This is a genomic window from Escherichia sp. E4742 (assembly GCF_005843885.1).
In the GTDB taxonomy this organism is placed as follows: Bacteria; Pseudomonadota; Gammaproteobacteria; order Enterobacterales; family Enterobacteriaceae; genus Escherichia.
Genome location: NZ_CP040443.1, coordinates 1,613,217 through 1,635,662, shown reverse-complemented (window position 1 = coordinate 1,635,662; position 22,446 = coordinate 1,613,217). Strand labels below are relative to the sequence as shown.

General features: G+C 51.7%; 19 protein-coding genes. 10 read left to right on the top strand and 9 right to left on the bottom strand.

Annotation, left to right across the window (positions count from 1 at the left end):
- Positions 1-8 precede the first annotated feature (8 nt).
- The 3 genes from feoA to greB all read right to left on the bottom strand — a co-directional run bounded on the left by feoA (position 9) and on the right by greB (position 3,587).
- Positions 9-236 (bottom strand): ferrous iron transporter A, encoded by a 228-nt coding sequence (gene feoA / locus FEM44_RS07995; protein WP_001200455.1) that lies wholly within the window; start codon positions 234-236, stop codon positions 9-11.
- 456 nt (positions 237-692) lie between these two features.
- The gene (locus FEM44_RS07990; protein WP_135522501.1) at positions 693-3,014 is read right to left on the bottom strand and encodes a Tex family protein; all 2,322 of its coding nucleotides are present in this window, start codon (positions 3,012-3,014) and stop codon (positions 693-695) included.
- 96 nt (positions 3,015-3,110) lie between these two features.
- Positions 3,111-3,587, bottom strand: coding sequence for a transcription elongation factor GreB (greB, locus tag FEM44_RS07985; RefSeq protein WP_000856744.1), 477 nt, complete (start codon positions 3,585-3,587; stop codon positions 3,111-3,113).
- Positions 3,588-3,814: 227 nt separating this feature from the next.
- Between greB and ompR the strand changes: the two genes are divergently transcribed.
- Genes ompR through FEM44_RS25460 form a run of 3 tightly spaced genes read left to right on the top strand, consistent with a single transcriptional unit; the run spans position 3,815 to position 6,984 of the window.
- The gene (ompR, locus tag FEM44_RS07980) at positions 3,815-4,534 is read left to right on the top strand and encodes an osmolarity response regulator transcription factor OmpR (protein ID WP_001157751.1); all 720 of its coding nucleotides are present in this window, start codon (positions 3,815-3,817) and stop codon (positions 4,532-4,534) included.
- Positions 4,531-5,883, top strand: coding sequence for a two-component system sensor histidine kinase EnvZ (envZ, locus tag FEM44_RS07975; RefSeq protein WP_135522502.1), 1,353 nt, complete (start codon positions 4,531-4,533; stop codon positions 5,881-5,883). Before ompR ends, envZ begins: the two co-directional genes overlap by 4 nt.
- Positions 5,884-5,943: 60 nt before the next feature.
- Entirely contained in the window at positions 5,944-6,984 is a 1,041-nt protein-coding gene (locus FEM44_RS25460; RefSeq protein ID WP_240726810.1) for a hypothetical protein, read from the top strand.
- Positions 6,985-7,036: 52 nt separating this feature from the next.
- Here FEM44_RS25460 and pckA read toward each other — a convergent pair whose 3' ends face one another.
- Positions 7,037-8,659 (bottom strand): phosphoenolpyruvate carboxykinase (ATP), encoded by a 1,623-nt coding sequence (gene pckA / locus FEM44_RS07965; RefSeq protein ID WP_001309803.1) that lies wholly within the window; start codon positions 8,657-8,659, stop codon positions 7,037-7,039.
- Positions 8,660-9,035: 376 nt separating this feature from the next.
- Here pckA and FEM44_RS07960 point away from each other — a divergent pair, with 376 nt between their 5' ends.
- The gene (locus FEM44_RS07960; RefSeq protein ID WP_135522503.1) at positions 9,036-10,760 is read left to right on the top strand and encodes a DUF4153 domain-containing protein; all 1,725 of its coding nucleotides are present in this window, start codon (positions 9,036-9,038) and stop codon (positions 10,758-10,760) included.
- 143 nt (positions 10,761-10,903) lie between these two features.
- Here FEM44_RS07960 and hslO read toward each other — a convergent pair whose 3' ends face one another.
- The 4 genes from hslO to igaA form a co-directional block, all read right to left on the bottom strand.
- A complete protein-coding gene (gene hslO / locus FEM44_RS07955; RefSeq protein ID WP_135522504.1) occupies positions 10,904-11,782 on the bottom strand; it encodes an Hsp33 family molecular chaperone HslO in 879 nt (292 codons plus the stop codon).
- 24 nt (positions 11,783-11,806) lie between these two features.
- The gene (hslR, locus tag FEM44_RS07950; RefSeq protein ID WP_000660493.1) at positions 11,807-12,208 is read right to left on the bottom strand and encodes a ribosome-associated heat shock protein Hsp15; all 402 of its coding nucleotides are present in this window, start codon (positions 12,206-12,208) and stop codon (positions 11,807-11,809) included.
- Between the two features lie 10 nt (positions 12,209-12,218).
- On the bottom strand, positions 12,219-12,887 hold the full coding sequence (gene yrfG, locus FEM44_RS07945) for a GMP/IMP nucleotidase (RefSeq protein ID WP_130221392.1): 669 nt from the start codon (positions 12,885-12,887) through the stop codon (positions 12,219-12,221).
- Between the two features lie 64 nt (positions 12,888-12,951).
- Complete coding sequence (gene igaA / locus FEM44_RS07940; RefSeq protein ID WP_138158957.1) at positions 12,952-15,087, bottom strand: intracellular growth attenuator protein IgaA; 2,136 nt, start codon at positions 15,085-15,087, stop codon at positions 12,952-12,954.
- Positions 15,088-15,408: 321 nt separating this feature from the next.
- On the opposite strand from igaA, the gene nudE reads away from it, so the two are divergent.
- Positions 15,409-15,969, top strand: a complete 561-nt coding sequence (gene nudE, locus FEM44_RS07935) for an ADP compounds hydrolase NudE (protein WP_126511443.1) — start codon at positions 15,409-15,411, stop codon at positions 15,967-15,969.
- A gap of 148 nt (positions 15,970-16,117) precedes the next feature.
- Here the strand turns inward: nudE and mrcA are convergent, their stop codons facing one another.
- The gene (gene mrcA, locus FEM44_RS07930) at positions 16,118-18,670 is read right to left on the bottom strand and encodes a peptidoglycan glycosyltransferase/peptidoglycan DD-transpeptidase MrcA (RefSeq protein WP_135522506.1); all 2,553 of its coding nucleotides are present in this window, start codon (positions 18,668-18,670) and stop codon (positions 16,118-16,120) included.
- A gap of 119 nt (positions 18,671-18,789) precedes the next feature.
- Here mrcA and hofM point away from each other — a divergent pair, with 119 nt between their 5' ends.
- The 5 genes from hofM to hofQ are packed head-to-tail and all read left to right on the top strand — an operon-like array spanning position 18,790 to position 22,076.
- Positions 18,790-19,569: a DNA utilization protein HofM gene (hofM, locus tag FEM44_RS07925; RefSeq protein ID WP_135522507.1), complete on the top strand. Its 780-nt coding sequence runs from the start codon at positions 18,790-18,792 to the stop codon at positions 19,567-19,569.
- Positions 19,569-20,108 carry a PilN domain-containing protein gene (locus FEM44_RS07920; RefSeq protein ID WP_135522508.1) on the top strand — a complete coding sequence of 180 codons (540 nt, stop codon included), beginning with the start codon at positions 19,569-19,571 and terminating at the stop codon, positions 20,106-20,108. Before hofM ends, FEM44_RS07920 begins: the two co-directional genes overlap by 1 nt.
- The gene (locus FEM44_RS07915; protein ID WP_135522509.1) at positions 20,092-20,532 is read left to right on the top strand and encodes a HofO family protein; all 441 of its coding nucleotides are present in this window, start codon (positions 20,092-20,094) and stop codon (positions 20,530-20,532) included. Before FEM44_RS07920 ends, FEM44_RS07915 begins: the two co-directional genes overlap by 17 nt.
- Positions 20,522-20,926, top strand: a complete 405-nt coding sequence (locus FEM44_RS07910) for a DUF2531 family protein (protein WP_130221396.1) — start codon at positions 20,522-20,524, stop codon at positions 20,924-20,926. Before FEM44_RS07915 ends, FEM44_RS07910 begins: the two co-directional genes overlap by 11 nt.
- The gene (gene hofQ / locus FEM44_RS07905) at positions 20,838-22,076 is read left to right on the top strand and encodes a DNA uptake porin HofQ (RefSeq protein ID WP_135522510.1); all 1,239 of its coding nucleotides are present in this window, start codon (positions 20,838-20,840) and stop codon (positions 22,074-22,076) included. Before FEM44_RS07910 ends, hofQ begins: the two co-directional genes overlap by 89 nt.
- Positions 22,077-22,446 lie beyond the last annotated feature (370 nt).

The window sequence follows — 22,446 nt, the reverse complement described above, 5'->3', positions numbered from 1 at the left end:
TCACCGTATTAACAGGAAACCGCTTCCACTTCTAATAAGGCCAGATCTTTTTTCCGTAATACCAGGCTCACACGACGGGTTTCGATATGAATGGGATCGCCGAGTGGAGCGACGCGCACCACATTAAAAGAGGAGCCAGGTAACATGCCAAGAGAAAGCAGTTTTTGGCGATATGCCGGGCTGATTTCACGGGAAAAGCCAGTGATTTTCCACGCAGTATCTGGAGTGTATTGCATAGGTGCCTACTTGTTTCTCATTAACTGGATAACTACCTCATGGGGCGTTTGACAGCGACATGAGACCAGATGATTTGCCAACGAAGGAGAGATTAAATAATCAACAGTACAATGATAATGAGAATGGTTTCTATCAGCAATACTTAAAATGTGTGCGAATGTTGGTTTAGATAATAATCTGACTCAATGTTGATGTGGCTCAAGGTTATATCGCAGCCAAAATATAATTCGAATGACGAATTATTAGGGCGGGTTAATGTTTGATTAAGGTTTCAGTTGTTAATGAGGTGATAAATATTAACGGAATATATTGTGAGTTTGGCTGTGGAATAAATATGCCGGAGAATATCTCCGGCACTTTTATGTCAGGCAAGGCGTTCGTTGCCAGATGCGGCGTGAACGCCTTATCTGGCCTACGATTTCGTGAAAATTTGAACAGTAGGCCAATCAGGGTGTTTAACGCTTTTTACCCATTGCTGCCGCCAGCGCATCCATCATCGCGCTGTTACCGGCAGGCTGCGCTTCACGCCCACGCGGTTTGGCTGCCGGGCGGTTGTTTTGCGGGCGATCGTTACCGCCGCCGCGACGAGCGTTGGTTTCGCCAGGCTGCTCGTCCAGACGCATAGTCAGGGCGATACGTTTACGCTGAAGATCCACTTCCAGCACTTTCACCTTCACAATGTCGCCCGCTTTCACCACGGTATGCGGATCCTCCACAAACTTGTTCGACAAAGAAGAGATGTGAACCAGTCCGTCCTGATGTACGCCGATATCAACAAAAGCACCAAAGTTGGTGACGTTGGTCACCGCGCCTTCGAGGATCATACCCGGTTGCAGGTCGTTCATTGTCTCGACGCCATCAGCAAACTGAGCGGTTTTAAATTCCGGACGCGGATCGCGACCCGGTTTTTCCAGCTCTTTGATGATGTCAGTTACTGTCGGCACACCGAATTTCTCATCAGTAAAGTCAGACGCTTTCAGGTTACGCAGTTCGCTGCTGTTACCCATCAGATCTTTCAGCGCCTGCTGCGTTGCTGCCAGAATGCGTTCCACCACCGGATAGGCTTCCGGGTGAACGGTAGACGCGTCCAGCGGGTTATCACCGTGGTTAATGCGCAAGAAGCCCGCACACTGCTCGAAGGCTTTCGGCCCCAGACGGCTGACTTTCAGCAGTTGCTGTCGGTTCTGGAACTGGCCGTTCTCATCGCGCCAGGCCACGATGTTTTGCGCCATCATGCGCGTCAGGCCCGCTACGCGAGTTAACAGCGGAACAGAAGCGGTATTCAGATCAACGCCAACGGCGTTTACGCAGTCTTCTACTACTGCATCCAGCTTGCGGGCCAGTTGCGTCTGGCTGACGTCATGCTGATACTGACCCACGCCGATAGATTTCGGATCGATTTTCACCAGCTCCGCCAGCGGATCCTGCAAACGGCGGGCGATAGATACTGCGCCACGCAGAGAAACGTCGAGATCCGGGAACTCCTGCGCTGCCAGTTCGGAAGCTGAGTAAACCGATGCGCCTGCTTCGCTGACGATCACTTTCTGCGCGGTAACTTTCGGGAACTGCTTCTGGACATCAAGATAGAAACGTTCGGTTTCGCGGGAAGCCGTACCGTTACCGATCGCTACCAGTTCAACATTATGTTTTTCACACAGGGCGGCAACGGTCATCGCCGCCTTTGCGGCCTGTCCGGTGTGCGGATAAATGGTATCGGTTGCTACCAGTTTGCCTGTTGCGTCGACCACCGCGACTTTTACCCCGGTGCGCAGACCCGGATCGAGGCCCATCGTCGCACGCAGTCCGGCAGGGGCCGCCATCAGCAGATCGTGCAGGTTACGGGCAAAGACATTAATCGCTTCATCTTCCGCACGTTCGCGCACGGTCCCCATCAGTTCTGTTTCCAGATGCATCAGCACCTTGATGCGCCAGGTCCAGCTCACCACGCCTTTGCGCCAGCTATCCGCCGGGGCATTGTTCAGGCGCAGGCCGAGATGATCCATGATGATTTGCTCGCAATAGCTCTCTTTTGGCGGCTCATCGAACTGCGGATCGGCATTCAGCGAAAGCTGGAGTATGCCTTCGTTACGACCACGGAACATCGCCAGCGCGCGGTGAGAAGGCACCGTTGACAGCGGTTCGTGATGATCGAAATAGTCGCGGAATTTTGCCCCTTCCTCTTCTTTACCGCTCACTACGGTCGACACCAGATGCGCGTTCTTCCACAGATAATCACGCACTTTCGCCAGCAGCGCGGCATCTTCGGCAAAGCGTTCCATCAGGATATAACGCGCGCCGTCCAGCGCGGCTTTGGTATCTGCCACGCCTTTATCGGCATCAACATATTGTGCAGCGGCGACTTCTGGCGTGTGTGATGGATCGCTCCACAGCAGGTCAGCCAACGGCTCAAGCCCTGCTTCAATGGCGATTTGCCCGCGGGTACGACGTTTCGGTTTGTAAGGCAGGTAGAGGTCTTCGAGTTCGGTTTTGCTCAAGGTAGCGTTGATGGCATTCGCCAGCTCGTCGGTGAGTTTACCTTGCTCAGAAATGGACTTGAGAATAGCCTGACGTCTCTCTTCCAGCTCGCGCAGATATCCCAGACGCGTTTCCAGATTACGCAGCTGCGTGTCATCCAGACCGCCGGTGATTTCCTTACGATAACGTGCGATAAACGGCACGGTATTCCCTTCGTCAAGCAGGCGAACGGCGGCTTCAACCTGTTCCGGGCGCGCCTGAATTTCACCCGCAATAATGCGGCAGAACGAATCATTCATCATGGTTTGAGTTCATCTTTTCGGATCAAAAATCAGGGGATAGTTATACGGACTGGCTGGCAAAAATGCCAGCCATCGGCAGGAGGTTAAGACTCTTCCTTACGGTTTCACGTACTCGATAGCATTAACATACCAGCTCGCTTCCCCGGCAGGGGTATTCACCACCGCCAGATCGCCCACCTCTTTTTTCAGCAATGCGCGGGCCATCGGGGAATCGATAGAGATGTAATCTTTACGACCAAAAATTTCATCGTAGCCGACAATTCGAAAACGGTGAGTCACGCCATCGTCGTTTTCAATCTCTACCCATGCGCCAAAGAAGACTTTGCCTTCCTGCTGTGGGGAATAATCGACGATTTTGAGATTTTCCATGCATTTAGTGAGATAGCGCACGCGACGGTCGATTTCACGCAGGCGCTTTTTATTATACTGATAGTCAGCATTTTCGCTGCGGTCGCCCAGACTTGCAGCCCAGGTCACCTTTTTTGTGACCTCCGGGCGTTCTTCACGCCAGAGATAATTTAGCTCTTGTTTGAGTTTTTCATACCCTTCCCGGGTAACCAGGGGCGTTTTCATCTCGTTGATTCCCTTTGTCTGTTTGATAATGCGCACATTGGGTATAACGTGATCATATCAACAGAATCAATAATGTTTCGCCGAATAAATTGTATACTTAAGCTGCTGTTTAATATGCTTTGTAACAATTTAGGCTGAAATTCATACCAGATTTAGCTGGTGACAGACGTAAGCTTTTTTAAGAATACACGCTTACAAATTGTTGCGAACCTTTGGGAGTACAAAGAATGCAAGAGAACTACAAGATTCTGGTGGTCGATGACGACATGCGCCTGCGCGCGCTGCTGGAGCGTTATCTCACCGAACAAGGCTTCCAGGTTCGAAGCGTCGCTAATGCAGAACAGATGGATCGCCTGCTGACTCGTGAATCTTTCCATCTTATGGTACTGGATTTGATGTTACCTGGTGAAGATGGCTTGTCGATTTGCCGACGTCTTCGTAGCCAGAGTAACCCAATGCCGATCATTATGGTGACGGCGAAAGGGGAAGAAGTGGACCGTATCGTTGGCCTGGAGATTGGCGCTGACGACTATATTCCAAAACCGTTTAACCCGCGTGAACTGCTGGCTCGTATTCGTGCAGTGCTGCGCCGTCAGGCGAACGAACTGCCGGGCGCGCCGTCACAGGAAGAAGCCGTAATTGCTTTCGGTAAGTTCAAACTAAACCTCGGTACGCGCGAAATGTTCCGTGAAGATGAGCCGATGCCGCTCACCAGCGGTGAATTTGCGGTACTGAAGGCGCTAGTCAGCCATCCGCGTGAGCCGCTCTCCCGCGATAAGCTGATGAACCTTGCCCGTGGCCGTGAATATTCTGCAATGGAACGTTCCATCGACGTGCAGATCTCTCGTCTGCGCCGTATGGTGGAAGAAGATCCGGCGCATCCGCGTTACATTCAGACCGTTTGGGGTCTGGGCTACGTTTTCGTGCCGGACGGTTCTAAAGCATGAGGCGATTGCGCTTCTCGCCACGAAGTTCATTTGCCCGCACGTTATTGCTCATCGTCACCTTGCTGTTCGTCAGCCTGGTGACGACTTATCTGGTGGTGCTGAACTTCGCGATTTTGCCGAGCCTCCAGCAGTTTAATAAAGTCCTCGCGTACGAAGTGCGTATGTTGATGACCGACAAACTGCAACTGGAGGACGGCACGCAGTTGGTTGTGCCTCCCGCTTTTCGTCGGGAGATCTACCGTGAGCTGGGGATCTCTCTCTACTCCAACGAAGCTGCAGAAGAAGCCGGGCTGCGTTGGGCTCAACACTACGAATTCTTAAGCCATCAGATGGCGCAGCAGCTCGGTGGTCCGACGGAAGTTCGCGTCGAGGTCAACAAAAGCTCGCCTGTCGTCTGGCTGAAAACCTGGCTGTCGCCCAATATTTGGGTGCGTGTGCCGCTAACTGAAATTCATCAAGGTGATTTCTCCCCATTATTCCGCTATACGCTAGCGATAATGCTGTTAGCGATAGGCGGCGCGTGGCTGTTTATTCGTATTCAGAACCGACCGTTGGTCGATCTCGAACATGCTGCTTTGCAGGTCGGTAAAGGGATTATTCCGCCGCCGCTGCGTGAATATGGCGCTTCGGAGGTGCGTTCGGTTACCCGCGCCTTTAACCACATGGCGGCAGGCGTTAAGCAACTGGCGGATGACCGCACGCTGCTGATGGCGGGGGTAAGTCATGACCTGCGCACGCCGCTGACGCGTATTCGTCTGGCGACGGAGATGATGAGCGAGCAGGATGGCTACCTGGCAGAATCAATCAATAAAGATATCGAAGAGTGCAACGCCATCATTGAGCAATTTATCGACTATCTGCGCACCGGGCAGGAAATGCCGATGGAGTTAGCGGATCTTAATGCGGTGCTTGGTGAAGTGATTGCTGCCGAAAGTGGCTATGAGCGGGAAATAGATACCGCGCTTTATCCTGGCTGCATAGAAGTGAAAATGCATCCGCTGTCAATCAAACGTGCGGTGGCGAATATGGTGGTGAACGCTGCCCGCTATGGCAATGGCTGGATCAAAGTCAGCAGCGGAACGGAGCCGAATCGCGCCTGGTTCCAGGTGGAAGACGACGGTCCGGGTATCGAGCCTGAACAGCGTAAGCATCTGTTCCAGCCTTTTGTCCGTGGTGACAGCGCGCGCACCATTAGCGGCACGGGGTTAGGGCTGGCGATTGTGCAGCGGATTATCGATAACCATAACGGGATGCTGGAACTTGGCACCAGCGAGCGGGGCGGGCTTTCCATTCGCGCCTGGCTGCCATTGCCGGTAACGCGGGCGCAGGGTGCGACAAAAGAAGGGTAAATAAACGGGAGGCGAAGGTGCCTCCCGTTTTTTTAAATAATTAATAAGAATGGAATCATTATGCTTAATTCGCAATCTGTCAGGGATGTAGTGCAGGAAGCCATTGCTGGTCAGGACTATGAAAGAATTAATACTGTTACTGAACAACTTCTGTCAGCGAATAATCCACGCTTTCATCTTGATGCCCTTAATTTGCTATTAGTTACATCTGGTCATTACCATCATCAGGAAGTGGCGATGAAACTTCAGCAAATTGGAGATCCGTCCACGATTCCTTATGTCAGGCAGGTATTTGCCCACGGGTTTGATTACCTCGATTATACATGGTCGGATTCTGGCGCAATTGCGAAATGGTTCAGCCATCTATTATGGAAAATTGGCACGCCAGAGGCGCTGGCATTGATTCAGGAATACACGTCTCATTCAGATGAAGGTATCCGCAAAGAGATGCTTTATCGACTTAAGCGTATTGCGTATGTGATGAGCATCAGCAAGTTTGATCAACAAACCGCGCATTACCTCGGCACAGTGCAAATCCACTACACCCCAACCACCTTCAACGCTGCCGTTAAGCATTATACCTGTTACATTAAAAAGCGTTTTAAATGGTTTAAATGGGGAATTGGGGCCGCGGGCTTGCTGGCAATCCTGCCCATGATCCCGCAATGGTTGAATCCTTCTCATGACTTTAAAATCAACGGGATCAGTGCGTTAATTCTCGTGTTCACGTTGGCCTTCCTCTGGTCAATGTTCCTGTTAATCAGCCGAAGAATTAACGATTTTAAATCAAAAACAAAGCAAGTTACTTTTACGAACCCCGTACGTTATGAGCTTTATAGCGAGGGGATTGTTTTTTATGAATCACATCAGCAGGGCATACTTCGCTGGGGAGATTTTTATGGTATTCACTACGAAGAAGATTACTTGTGGCTTTTTCTACATTTACCAAAGAGTTTTTCCAGAGAAGCGACGAAAGAGTTTAGTGATATTTTTATTCCCGCCAACGCGATAAAAGCGCAGCCTGAACTGGATACGTTTTTTCGTGAAACGCGTCAATCGCTGGATTATATGTTTGGCCCATTTAATTCAGACAGACAATAAAAAATCCCCCGTATCTCGCGAAACGGGGGATTTCGTCACTTAACTTAACCGATTACAGCTTCGGACCAGCAGCTACCAGCGCGGCACCCGCAGGGGTGTCGGTGTATTTATCGAAGTTGTCGATAAACAGTTTCGCCAGCGTTTCGGCTTTTTCCTGCCACTGTTCCGGAGAGGCGTAGGTGTTACGCGGATCGAGGATCTTCGTATCAACGCCCGGCAGTTCGGTCGGGATCGCCAGGTTAAACATCGGCAGAGTGAAGGTTTCTGCGTTATCCAGCGAACCGTTCAGGATGGCGTCGATAATGGCGCGGGTATCTTTAATGGAGATACGTTTGCCAGTGCCGTTCCAGCCGGTGTTAACCAGATATGCCTGCGCGCCTGCCGCCTGCATGCGTTTCACCAGCACTTCTGCGTACTGAGTCGGGTGCAGCGACAGGAACGCCGCGCCGAAGCAGGCAGAGAAGGTTGGCGTCGGTTCGGTGATGCCACGCTCTGTACCAGCCAGTTTGGCGGTGAAGCCTGAGAGGAAGTGGTACTGAGTTTGATCGGCAGTCAGGCGAGAAACCGGCGGCAGTACGCCAAAAGCATCTGCGGTCAGGAAGATAACTTTAGTCGCGTGGCCCGCTTTGGAAACTGGCTTAACGATATTTTCGATGTGGTAGATCGGATAAGAAACGCGGGTATTCTCGGTTTTTGAACCATCATCAAAGTCGATGGTGCCATCTTCACGCACGGTGACGTTTTCCAGCAGCGCATCGCGACGGATGGCGTTGTAAATTTCAGGTTCCGCTTCTTTCGACAGTTTGATGGTTTTCGCGTAGCAGCCGCCTTCGAAGTTAAACACACCGTCATCGTCCCAACCGTGCTCGTCATCGCCAATCAGACGACGTTTCGGGTCGGTGGAAAGGGTGGTTTTACCGGTGCCAGAAAGGCCGAAGAACACCGCAACATCGCCTTTCTCGCCAACGTTGGCGGAGCAGTGCATGGAGGCAATGCCTTTCAGTGGCAACAGGTAGTTCATCATCGAGAACATCCCTTTCTTCATTTCTCCGCCGTACCAGGTGCCGCCAATCAGCTGCATGCGCTCGGTCAGGTTAAACGCCACGAAGTTTTCAGAGTTCAGACCCTGTTCTTTCCACTGCGGGTTGGTGCATTTCGCGCCGTTCATGACGATAAAGTCAGGTTTAAAACCAGCCAGCTCTTCATCGCTCGGACGAATAAACATGTTCTTGACGAAATGCGCCTGCCAGGCCACTTCGGTGATGAAACGTACGGAAAGGCGAGTATCCGGATTAGCGCCACAGAACGCGTCTACAACGAACAGACGTTTGCCGGAAAGCTGTTTGGTTACCAGGCCTTTCAGATGTTGCCAGGTTTCAGGGGAGAGCGGTTTGTTGTCGTTCTTACCTTTGCCTTTGTCTGCCCACCAGAAAGTATCGCGAGTGGTATCGTCACGCACGATATACTTATCTTTTGGTGAACGCCCGGTGAAGATCCCGGTATCCACGGCAACGGCACCCAGATTAGTTAACACCCCGCGCTCATAACCTGTCAGGCTCGGATCGAGCTCTTCCTGATACAGCAGGTCGTAGCTTGGGTTGTAAACGATATCATGTACGTCACTGATACCATAAGCCTCGAGTTCTTGCGGGGTCAAACCATTGTTAACGCGCATTTCACTGCTCCTTAGCCAATATGTATTGCCTGAATAGTAAAGTCTTTTTGGGGGTGTTAACCGCGACAAGGCTCATAGATTTACGCATCTGGAGAAATTCATATTTGACAAAACTCCGTGATTCCTGTCACGAAACGGTTGCTATTATCGCAGAAATAGCATTTTAGGTGTGGAAAATGTTCTTAAAAGGTTAAAACTTAGTTTATATGGCGAAAATGTTGCGAGTGATATCACATTCTTGAGTGAAATTAATGCAAATTCAATGAGTAAAGTATCGATTCACCACACTAACTTTTTTTGATTATTTTCTGAAAAAAACAAATTAGTCCTGCCTGAATGCGATAATTACCTCTCCTTTTGATTCTGGATAACCAACATGGAAAACGTTGAGCTTTCACCCGCAACACGCAGAGGAATGGTTGCTACCGGATTACTCCAGGGCTTAGTTTGCTACCTGCTGATCTCCTGGCTCGCCGGTAAAAATAACAGTTGGATAGTTTATGGCGTGCCTGCAACCGTGGCGCTTTCATCCGTTTTGTTATTTTCTGTAGTGTCCTTCAAACAAAAGCGACTTTGGGGATGGCTGGCGATAGTGTTGATTGCCACTCTCGGGATGAGCGGCTGGCTGAAGTGGCAAATTGATGGCATGAGTCCCTGGAGAGCGGAAAAGGCGCTTTGGGATTTTGGGTGTTATCTGCTGCTGATGGGAATGATGTTGCTGCCGTGGATACAACAGAGTCTGCGTGAGCGTAATGACAGTACCCGCTATAGCTATTTTTACCAGTCGGTATGGCATAATGTACTTATATTATTGGTTATTTTTATCGCCAATGCCCTGACGTGGCTGGTGCTTTTACTGTGGAGTGAGTTATTTAAACTCGTTGGCATCACGTTTTTCAAAACGCTCTTTTTTGCAACAGACTGGTTTATTTATCTTACGTCAGGTCTGGTTACCGCGCTGGCGGTGATCCTCGCGCGGACACAGTCACGTTTAATCGATTCTATTCAAAAGCTGTTCACGTTAATTGCCACGGGTTTGCTGCCGTTGGTGTCATTGTTGACATTGCTGTTTATTATCACCCTACCGTTCGCGGGCCTGAACGCGATTTCTCGCCACATCTCTGCTGCCGGGTTGCTTTTGACGCTGGCCTTTTTGCAATTGCTCTTAATGACCATTGTCCGCGATCCGCAAAAAGCGTCACTTCCCTGGACTGGTCCGTTGCGTTGCCTGATTAAAACCGCTCTGCTGGTCGCCCCATTGTATGTGTTAGTCGCCGCCTGGGCGTTATGGCTGCGGGTCGCTCAGTACGGCTGGACTACGGAACGCTTGCATGGCGTGTTGGTTGTGGTGGTGTTACTGGTTTGGTCGCTGGGGTATTTCGTCAGTATTGTCTGGCGTAAAGGGCAAAATCCCCTTGTTCTTCAGGGCAAGGTGAACCTTGTGGTTTCGTTATTGGTGCTGGTGATACTGGTGCTTCTTAATTCGCCGGTGCTGGACAGTATGCGCATTAGCGTGAACAGCCATATGGCGCGTTATCAGAGTGGCAAGAACACGCCAGACCAGGTAAGTATCTACATGCTCGAACATAGCGGTCGCTATGGACGTGCAGCGTTTGAGTCGCTGAAAAGCGATGCCGAGTATATGAAAGACCCGAAACGCGCATGGAATCTGCTAATGGCGTTTGATGGGGAGCAACATCTTCAGCAGCAGGTATCGGAAAAAGCATTAGCCGATAATGTGTTAATTGCCCCAGGTTCAGGTAAACCGGATGCGACATTCTGGTCGGCCTTAATCAAAGAACGCTATAACGTGATGACCTGTATTGAAAAAGATGCCTGCGTACTGGTCGAGCAAGATCTGAATAGTGATGGCAGGGCAGAGGGGATTCTTTTCGCTTTTAATGACGAAAGATATATTGTTTATGGCTTTGATTCTGAAAAGAAAGAATGGCAAGAGCTTGCGATGAGTTTACTTCCGCGTGAAATAACGAAAGAGAAATTACTCACTGCCGCGAAGGAAGGAAAACTGGGGACGAAGCCTAAAACGTGGCGCAATCTTACGGTGGATGGTGAAACGCTGGATTTGAATCTGAATGAGTGACAACGCGCATCTGATTTTTGTCAGATGCGGCGCCTTAGCCGACCTACAATAACTTGCGATTTATACCGTAGGCCAGATAAGCGCAGCGCATCAGGCAATTGCGTCATGAAATCCGGCAGAGTCATCTCTGCCGGACATGGCGATTAATGAACCTGCGGATCTGCCGGAGACGCATTGTTGCGGATCTCGGCAATATCCATTGCATTGAACAGATAGTGGTTACCACAGTAATCACAATGCATGTCAATTTTGCCATCTTCCGCGAGGATACTATCAACTTCTTCATCCGGCAGCGTTTTCAGCGCGCCTGCGCAACGTTCACGCGAGCAGGTGCATTTGAATTCAACATCCTGCGGATCGTAAACCGTCACCTCTTCTTCGTGGTACAAACGCCACAACACTTCGTTTGCCGGTAAGGTCAGTAGCTCTTCGGTTTTGATGGTTTCGGTCAGCGTCGCCAGGTGGTCGAAGTCGTCTTGCTGGGCATTTTGCGCAGGCATTACCTGCAACAACATACCGCCCGCAGCCGGTTTGCCATCTACGTCGCCGGTGCGAATAAACAGACGCGTTGGCAGCTGTTCAGAACGCATAAAGTAATCTTCCAGGCAGGCCGCCAGGTTATCACCTTCCAGACCAACCACGCCTTGATAGCGTTCACCTTCGCTCGGGGTAATCGTGATCACCACGTAACCATTGCCGACCAGCGTTTTCAGGTCGGCATTTTCTGGAATTTCGCCCTGCACGCGCGCCACACCGCGCATCTGCTGTTTGTTGTTACCGTTAATAACCGCCAGATTCATCGGACCGTCGCCTTGCAGCTGTACGGTGATATCACCATCAAACTTCAGCGTAGCGGTCAACAGGCTGGTTGCAACCAGCAGTTCTGCCAGCACGTTTTTAACGGGCTGCGGATAATCGTGATTCTCAAGGATCTGTTGCAGGGTTTCCGAAACGGTTACCAGTTCGCCGCGAACGGCAAAGTTTTCAAACAGATAGCGATGTAATTGGTCATGTTGCGGCATAATCATCTCTCTTGCAGGTGACAGTTATTCACTGTCGCCGTGTTTAAATCGTAACAGGTCACGGCGCTCTTTTTTGTCCGGGCGCCGGTCCGGGTGCGGCATGGTTAAGGCATTAAGTTTACGTGCCAGCGCCATTTTTTCGCGTTTCTCTACACTTTCTGCAGTTTCTTCATACAGCAAGACAGCCTCGCTGGCGGGGCGACGCTGTTCAGTAATCGCCTTCACGATTACCGTTCGTTCGTCATTTCCCTGGCGCAGAGTGAGCGTGGCATTCAGTTCGACGACTTTACTCGGCTTGCTGCGTTGCCCGTTGTAATGCACCTTACCGCCTTCAATCATTTCGCGGGCCAGCGCGCGGGTTTTATAAAAACGGGCGGCCCATAGCCATTTATCCAGTCGAACCTCAACAGCCGGTTTTTCTTTCATGGCGTCTCCTTCACATTAGCGAGGGGATCAGGCGGCGGTAGTCATTCAGTGACGGATGGCGCTCATACTGTTTTTCGGCTATTCCAGAGTCAGGGTTGGTGACGCCGAGACAGTAACGAATACCAAATTGCGCGGCAGCATCGAGAATGGCTTCGCTGTCATCAATAAACAGCGTTCTTTCAGCTTTCAGACCCGTAGCTTCGGCCACCGCATGCCATAACCGCTGATCCTCTTTCGGATAACCAAATGTGTGGGTGGAAAGTAATAAATCAAGGTGTGCGTCCAGACCCGTATGCTCAAGTTTAACGGCCAGGTTATGTGGATGGGCGTTAGTGAGCAAAATTCGCTGCTTGCCGCTGGCTTTCAGCGCTTCGAGAAACGGAATAGTATCTTCACGCAACACAGCACGTGGCCCCATCTCGGTGGTCATCGCACAGATATCCAGACCCAGTTGCTCGCTCCAGTAATCAAGACAGTACCAGTTTAGCGTATGCTGCACGTCGTGATATTGCTGGCGCATATATTCCATTGCTTCCTGTGGCGTAACACCGTTTTGCGCGCCCCATGTTTCAGGCACCAGCTTTTGCCAAAAATAGTTATCGAAGGCGAGGTCGAGCAACGTGCCGTCCATATCCAGCAGAACGGTGTCTACGTCCTGCCAGGCAATGTTGATATGCATGGGGGAAATCTCCAGAGTGAAGCAATTTGCGCGACAGGGTAGCATAACCTGCCGCGCAAACGTGTTATTCGATGAGGCTTTCTGAAGACGTGAGCAGCGTCGGATTCAGGCAGCTTTCGTAATATTCCTTAATCTCCATCATGCGGGTGCGATGACGCTGGTAACGACGCCAGGCCTGCACGCCATTATAGATGGCACAGCCGAACATCGTCAGTAGCAGTAATGTGGTGCCGAGATAGCGCCACAGGCCAGAACGGTCCGGAATAGGGTGCAAGCTGATATGCTGCGTGCCGTTGGCATCGGTGAAAATATTGGTGACGATCCCCTCGGCGTTAAACGGTGTATGCATCAACATTTGCGCCAGCTTCTGGAAAGCGTTCCATTGTTCTTGCGCCGGGTAGTCATAAAGCGAGGCTGCTGGCCACGGTTGATCGACAAAATCGCTGCCTTCGTCGCTGACAATCAGGAAGCCGCCAGGCGCTGGGCTATTCAGTGATTGTGCCGCTCGCGCCGTTTCATGAGTGATAAACGGTGCGGTGGAAGTCGCCACCAGATTATCCAGCGATTCTGCGCTCACCGGGCGGAGTAATACATTCACACCATCAAGTTTTCCTGCGTTGGCGCGTTTCACCAGTGCGTCCCAGTCCTTACTGTTGCCGAGATTCACCAGAGCATTTTTCAACCGAACACAATCATCTTTGGCGGCACAGAGATCTGCGGTCTTCAGTACGATGTCGCCAAAGTCATCAAGCAAAACCATGCCGGATTTCTGAATTGCTGAACGCAATGTGGCGCTGACGCGAGATTCATCATCCGGTTTCGGGTGCAACTGGCGGTTTACTGCTTCGGTCAACGCCGTAGCTTTGTTAACCAGTTCCGATTCCGGTAATGGCAATGAACGGGCGTCATTCCAGATGATTTGCGAGCAGTCAAACGGCAAAAACGGTGAATTGGTTTTCGCGCTCCAGGTGCCGGAAGTGCGGATATTACACATGCCTGTACCACTTAGACGTAAGGTATCGCCTACGCGTACGCCAGCGTCCGCAAGTTGTTTAACACTGGTGGCCTCAATAGTCTGCGCGCCTTTCATCCACGAGAGAGTGAATTTCAGCGGCATATCCAGTGGGATCCAGAACAGCAGCATAAACAAGACTATCAGCGAACCGGCTGCGATAAGCGTGCTGCGTAGCCAGTGCTGCAACGGGAAGTTTTTTACTTCGTCATGCAGCGAAAGATAGCGCCCCTGGCGCACGACGTGACGGTCGAGGTAGATATCGATATCGGTTTGTTGTCCGAGATCCTGGGCAATGTAAGGTTGCCAGTGCGCGGGGTAGACCAGATCGATAATACCAAGCGAAATATTGTTAATCTGTTCCTGAGAGTTTTCACCAAACAGCCCCCAGCGACGCGGTGTCCCGCGCAGGCAGTGAATCTCCCTTAGGGAAGATTTGGCAGGTGGCGCATATAATCCCCACAGGCCCGCGCCCAGCAGCAGTAGCGCGCCGCCAACCAACCACGGGACAAATACATCTGGGGTCACCAGGCAGAAATAGAACATCAGGAATGAGGCGACAATCAGCAGCGCTTCCCGCAATCCTCGTGGGCGGCTAAGTGCATACTCTTCGTGCGTTTCCTGGCGAATGTTGAGCAACTCAATTTGTTCGCTCTCTTCACCGCGAATCGATGCCTGCGTTGATGGTATAGGTTGTAACGTGTAACCGCGAGTCTCCTGCATATACTCTTGCAGCGTATGGCCGTTGAGTGAAATGACTAATGGGAGTGAGTCGGTATAAATCAGTTCAACGGTGTTTTCGTCGTTGATGTACTGCTCCCAGAAAGGCGGCAGGTGGACTTCTACCGAGTCAAGGTAGTAGCGCCATTTATTGGGATCGTCGGTAGAGATGCCATAACGTGTGATAGCGTGCGTCAGCATCATCACATTATTGCTTTCGGCGTTCAGCGTCAGAGAGACAGGCGCCGTGCTGGCACCCGTCGGGCCGGGAACCTGCAAAATCTGTGTCAGGCTCTCGAGATAATTTTCAACAGCGCTACGTTCTTCCGGAGTAAGTTTGCGCGTTTGCGCATCAGCGAAGGCGTTAGCCCAGGGCAATTGTCGCCGCCTGGTGCGGGTTTTTATCAGCCATCCCGCAAGTAGTGAGCAGGCCAGCAAAGCAGCTAAAAAAATCACAATGGTGCTCATGCTTTCCCCATCTTACTTAATTTGTCAGGCGTGATTATTCGCACCCTGGACACAATATAGGATTCTGCGGTTGGCTATCGGCAAGCGTGGAGTTGAACTTGAGCATCATTAAGCGCATCCCAGTAACCGCTGATCATAGCAAACCCTCTGAGGGCGGAATATCAGCAAATTCCTGGAGTTATTTCAACCTATTGACTTTTAATTTGATTTGAGAACGATTATTTATCAGGTTGCATAAATGTAAATAACATGCAATTCACATTGCCGAAACGGTGTCCGATATCGCACAATAAATACTGATTTCACTGCAAAGATTCCACAATGAGAAAATCATTACAAAAACCCACCATTCTGAATGTTGAAACTGTAGCCCGTTCCCGACTGTTTACCGTCGAAAGCGTGGATCTGGAGTTCAGCAATGGCGTGCGGCGTGTTTATGAACGAATGCGTCCAACCAACAGGGAAGCGGTGATGATTGTGCCTATTGTGGACGACCATCTGATCCTGATTCGTGAGTACGCGGTGGGAACTGAATCCTACGAGTTAGGGTTTTCGAAAGGGCTGATTGATCCCGGTGAAAGCGTCTACGAAGCAGCTAACCGCGAGCTAAAAGAAGAAGTGGGATTTGGTGCGAACGATCTGACTTTTTTGAAGAAACTCAGCATGGCGCCGTCTTACTTTTCCAGCAAAATGAATATTGTGGTGGCGCAAGATCTCTACCCGGAATCGCTGGAAGGCGATGAGCCAGAGCCGCTACCGCAGGTTCGCTGGCCGCTGGCGCATATGATGGATTTGCTCGAAGATCCTGACTTCAATGAAGCGCGCAATGTCAGCGCGTTGTTCCTGGTGCGCGAGTGGTTAAAGGGGCAGGGACGGTTGTAAATACGTAGAGCTTGCCTGATGCGCCATGCTTATCAGGCCTACGGGATTCCTGCAATATATTGAGTTTTCAAGATGTTGCATGCCACATCCGGCATGAACAACGCGCACTTTGCCAGCAAACTAAAAAGGCGCCGAAGCGCCTTTTTAATCAGAACAATTCCTGTGCCTCACCATTATCGATAATGGTCGTTCCCACCTCGCGCACCGCCTGCTGTGTAGGCTGTGTACCTTCAATGAAGTACTCTGCGCGGCTGTTGCCGCCGCTGGCCAGTTGCCCAGTGCTGCGATCGATATTCACCGTCACAATACCCGGCGGCGGCGTCAGCGGTTGTTCCGGTACGCCTTCCAGAACGGCTTTCATATAAGCGTCCCATGCAGGCTGCGCGCTTTTAGCACCACCTTCATAACCAGAGATCTGATCTTTAATTGCCCCGGAAGCCGTGGTATGACCGAGATTACGACGGTGATCGTCAAAGCCAATCCATACTGAGGTTACTACGCCTGGTCCGTAACCCGAGAACCATGCATCCTTCGAGCTGTTGGTGGTCCCAGTTTTCCCGCCGATATCATGACGTTGCAAATCACGACCTGCGCGCCAGCCAGTACCTTGCCAGCCTGGTTCACCAAAGATATTGGTGTTCAGTGCGCTCTTAATCAGGAATGCCAGCGGAGTGCTGATAACGTGCGGTGCATACTCCTGCGCGCCGGTCTTCGCGACTAATGTCTGATTAGCTTGCTCTAGTTGCGGCATCGGCACCGAAACATTTTGCTGCTCGCGGGAGATAGCCACGTCTTCAACGTCGCTGTTTTCCAGCACGTTCGATTTTTGCGTATCGCCGTAAATCACCGGGATATCGCATTCCGGGCAAGCTACTTTCGGTTTCGCTTCGAAAATCACGCCGCCCTGGTCGTTTTCAATTTTGCTGATAAACCACGGATCCACCAGGAAGCCACCGTTCGCCATTACTGCGTAGCCGCGCGCCACCTGCAGCGGCGTGAAGGACGCGGAACCCAGCGCCAGCGATTCGGTATGAACAATGTTTTGCGCCGGGAATCCGAATCGTTGCAGATACTCTGCAGCGTAGTCGACGCCCATAGCCCGCATTGCACGCACCATCACTACGTTCTTCGACTGACCCAGTCCCTGACGTAAACGGATTGGACCGGCATATTGCGGCGGTGAGTTTTTCGGCTCCCAGTCAGAACCAGCACCGGCGTCCCAGCGGGAAATCGGCACATCGTTCAGCATACTTGCCAGCGTCAGACCTTTATCCATTGCGGCGGTATAGAGGAACGGTTTGATATTCGAACCCACCTGACGCAGCGCCTGAGTTGCGCGGTTAAACTTGCTCTGGTTGAAGTCAAAGCCACCAACCAGCGCCATGACGGCACCGTTTTGCGGATTGATCGACACAAGCGCCGAGTTCACCTCTGGCACCTGCGCCAGCCACCAGGCATCGCCAACCTGGCGAACCCAGATTTGCTGACCCGTTTGCACCACATCAGTCACTTTACGCGGCGTCGGTCCCTGTTGAGTGTCTGAACGGTAAGGACGCGCCCAGCGAACGCCTTCCATACGCAACGTTACGGACGTTCCGTCAGCCAGCATCGCTGTCGCTTCCTGCGGATTGGTGCTGGTAACTGCGGCAGGCAGCAGCGGACCGTAAGTCGGCAACGCTTTCAGAGTATTGGTTATCTTTTTGGTGTCCCACGCCGTCTCACCCACTTTCCACAGCACATTAGCCGGGCCGCGATAACCGTGACGCATGTCGTAGTTCAGCACGTTGTTACGCACCGCTTGCTGCGCGGCCTGTTGAACTTTGCGGGTAATGGTGGTGTAAATGCGATAACCGTCTTCATAGGCACTTTCGCCATAACGGCTATACATCTCCTGACGCACCATTTCGGTGAGATACGGCGCCGAGAACGCAATTTCCGGCGCGTGATAATTGGCGTTAATCGGCTCACTACGCGTCTGATCGTATTGCTGCTGGGTGATATACCCTTCGCTCAACATACGCGACAGCACAACGTTACGCCGCGCGACGGCGCGATCCATTGAGTAGAGCGGGTTGAAAGTGGATGGAGCTTTTGGCAGCCCGGCAATCACCGCCATTTCGTTCAGCGTCAGTTGGTCGACCGTTTTACCGAAATAAACTTGTGCCGCAGCACCGACACCATAGGCACGGTAACCGAGGTAAATCTTGTTCAGATAAAGCTCGAGGATCTCGTCTTTAGTCAGCAACTGTTCAATACGAATCGCGAGGAAGACTTCCTTAATCTTACGCATCATCGTGCGTTCCGGACTGAGGAAGAAGTTTCTCGCCAGTTGCTGGGTAATGGTACTCGCCCCTTGTGATGCGTGACCAGAGAACAACGCCACACTTGCCGCACGGAAGATCCCCACCGGGTCAACGCCGTGATGCTCATAAAAGCGGCTGTCCTCCGTCGCGATAAAGGCTTTCACCATTTCCGGCGGAATTTGATCCAACGTAACCGGAATACGACGCTTTTCACCATATTGCGCAATTAGCTCGCCATCGGCGCTGTAAATCTGCATCGGAATTTGCAGGCGAACATCTTTTAATGTCGCCACATCCGGCAGTTGTGGCTCGATGTAGCGGTAGAGGCCATAAATCGAGCCTGCTCCCAGCAGAATGCAACAGACTGCAAGGATCAATAAATACTTTACGAACTTCACTGGAAATTTCCCATTTAGTTTCACTTGGGCAGTTTATAAACAAACGCGCGGTAGTATAAAGGCAAGCCAGACGCATTGATATACCCGCCAGAGTGGCGGGTGATAAGGAGATCATCACAATGGCATTTAAGATCTGGCAAATTGGTTTGCATTTACAACAGCAAGAAGCGGTGGCGGTTGCTATCGTGCGTGGCGCTAAAGAATGCTTTTTGCAACGTTGGTGGCGTTTGCCGCTGGCGACAGACATTATCAAAGATGGACGCATTCTCGATACAGAGCGGCTGGCAAAAACGTTGTTACCGTGGAGTCGTGAACTGCCGCATCGACATCACATTATGCTGGCATTTCCTGCTGGTCGAACGTTACAGAGGGCATTTCCACGCCCGGCTATGTCTCTCGGTGAGCGAGAGCAAACGGCATGGCTGGCAGGCACAATGGCACGCGAGCTGGATATGGAACCGGACTCTCTGCGCTTCGATTATAGCGAAGATTCACTAAGCCCGGCCTATAACGTGACCGCCGCGCAAAGCAAAGAGTTGGCAACGTTACTTACCCTGGCAGAAAGATTGCGTGTTCACGTTAGCGCGATTACCCCGGATGCCTGCGCTTTACAACGATTTCTGCCTTTTTTACCCCCTCACAAGCAATGTCTGGCCTGGTGTGACCACGAACAGTGGTTGTGGGCGACGCGTTATAGCTGGGGGCGCAAGCTGGTGGTGGGGATGACAAGCGCGAATGACCTTGCAGCGATGTTATCTGTGGACCCCGACAGTATCGCAATATGCGGAGAAGGCGGATTTGACCCCTGGGAGGCGGTTTCTGTTCGTCAGCCGCCGCTGCCGCCACCAGGTGGAGACTTCGCCATTGCGCTGGGGCTGGCGCTTGGGGAGAGTCGCTAATGAACCCACCAATCAATTTTTTGCCCTGGCGACAGCAACGCCGTGCGGCCTTTTTTCGCTTCTGGTTGCAGATGTTTGTTGCCCCTCTGCTGCTGACCGTAGGGATAACCCTAATGCAGCGTCTGGCATATAACGCCGAAGCACGCGTAGACGCCGTTTTGCTCGAGGGAGAACAACAACTCGCCCGTAGCTTACAGGTCACTAAGCCACGTTTGTTGGAACGCCAACAGTTACGCGAACAGCATTTGCGACGTCAGCGTCAGCGACAATTTACCCGCGACTGGCAACCAGCGCTGGAAGCGCTGGCGACGCTTTTACCAGAAAAAGCCTGGCTGACCACGCTGAGCTGGCAGCAGGGAACGCTGGAAGTCAAAGGACTTACGTCGAACATCACCGCACTAAATGTGTTGGAGAAGTCACTACGTCAGGATGCTTCTTTTCAGCTCAACCAGCGAGGGGCCACGCAGCAGGATGCACAAGGGCGCTGGCAATTTGAGTATCAGTTAACAAGGAAGGTTAGCGATGAACTCGCTCTTTGACTGGTGGTTTGCCACATCGCCTCGTACCCGTCAGTTTGGCTGGGCAGTCTGGTTGCTGGTGTTATTCACAATCATCGTTCTTTCATTGGCCCATCAGGAAGAGAGCGACGCATTAATTCGATTGCGGGCAAGTAATCACCAGCAGTGGGCTGCACTGCATCGCCTGGTAGACACCACGCCCATCCGCGAAGAAAAGACGTTGCCCTTTTCGCCGCTGGATTTTCAGTTGCCTGGCGCGCAACTGGTTTACTGGCATCCGTCAGCCCTGGGAGGCGAGTTGGCGTTGAAAACGCTCTGGGAAGCGGTGCCGTCGGCATTTACACGACTGGCAGAGCGCAATGTCAGCGTAAGCCGTTTTTCGTTAAGCGTGGAAGGTAATGAACTCTTGTTCACGCTCCAACTGGAGGGGGCGAATGATGGCTAAACGTTGGCTGCTGGCTGGTGTTGCATTATGGCTATTAACCGGCATGCGCGACCCGTTTAAACCACCGGAAGATTTATGCCGGATTAGCGAACTTACCCAGTGGCGCTATCAGGGAATGGTAGGAAGAGGCGAGCGCGTTATCGGCGTAATAAAAGATGGGCAAAAGAAATGGCGACGGGTGCAGCAAAACGATGTGCTGGAAAACGGCTGGACAATTTTACAGCTGACGCCAGACACACTAACGCTGGGAACCGGGACAAATTGCGAACCGCCACAGTGGTTGTGGCAACGGCAAGGAGATACAAATGAAGCAATGGATAGCCGCACTACTGTTGATGATGATGCCCATCGTGCAGGCGGCAAAGCCGCAAAAAGTCACGCTGATGGTGGATGACGTTCCGGTGGCTCAGGTTTTGCAGGCGCTGGCCGAACAGGAGAAGCTAAACCTGGTGGTGTCGCCAGACGTCAGCGGTACGGTATCGCTACATTTAACGGATGTTCCCTGGAAGCAGGCGCTACAAACCGTAGTGAAAAGCGCCGGGCTGATAACGCGTCAGGAAGGCAATATTCTTTCAGTGCATTCCGTTGCCTGGCAAAATGAAAATATCGCCCGCCAGGAGGCAGAGAAGGCTCGGGCGCAGGCAAACCTGCCGCTGGAAAATCGCAGCATTACCCTGCAATACGCCGATGCCGGAGAGTTGGCGAAAGTGGGGGAGAAGCTACTTAGCGCCAAAGGCAGCATGACCGTTGATAAACGCACCAATCGCCTTTTGCTGCGCGATAACCAGGCGGCGTTAACTGCACTGGAACAGTGGGTCATGCAAATGGATTTGCCGGTTGGCCAGGTTGAACTGTCGGCACACATTGTCACCATTAATGAAAAAAGTCTGCGCGAGTTAGGCGTGAAATGGACGCTGGCCGATGCGCAACAAGCTGGCGGCGTTGGGCAAGTGACTACGCTCGGTAGCGATCTCGCGGTGGCGACGGCGACGACGCATATCGGTTTTAACATTGGGCGGATCAACGGACGTTTGCTGGATCTGGAGCTTTCCGCACTAGAACAGAAACAGCAACTGGATATCATCGCTAGTCCACGTTTACTGGCTTCGCATCTCCAGCCTGCCAGCATTAAACAGGGAAGCGAAATTCCGTATCAGGTTTCCAGTGGTGAAAGTGGTGCAACATCGGTGGAGTTTAAAGAGGCGGTACTGGGAATGGAGGTCACGCCCACGGTGTTACAAAAAGGTCGCATCCGGCTGAAGTTACACATCAGCCAGAACGTTCCGGGGCAGGTCCTTCAACAAGCCGATGGCGAAGTGTTGGCAATTGATAAGCAGGAGATCGAAACGCAAGTCGAGGTCAAAAGCGGAGAAACGTTGGCGCTAGGCGGCATTTTTACCCGTAAAAATAAATCGGGTCAGGATAGCGTACCGCTGTTGGGTGACATTCCCTGGTTCGGGCAATTATTTCGTCATGACGGAAAAGAAGATGAACGACGTGAGTTAGTGGTGTTTATCACGCCACGACTGGTTTCCAGTGAGTAAACCGCCGCAAAAGCGGTGATGTTTTTACGTTGAACGTGTTTCATCTATTTGACGCGCGCAGGTATTTAGCATACAAGGAGTACCGATTTGAGAGTTGGTGCTCTTAGCTGCCTGCGTTTTATGATGATGATTTATCATTCAGGCGGCATTTTGCTGTCTTTTTTACGCTAATCTTACCCGGTGATTTATCGCCAAAGCGGTGATAGCAAGGCAGTATGCCTGCAGCGACCAGATATGCAGAGGGATGGGCGATTTATTCAGTTGCCAAACCTGCTGGAGTATTGAGATAATTTTCAGTCTGACTCTCGCAATATCTTATGAGGTTTCAGTTCATGTCCTGCTGCGCTCTCTGAGCGAAGCGGGTTTATCA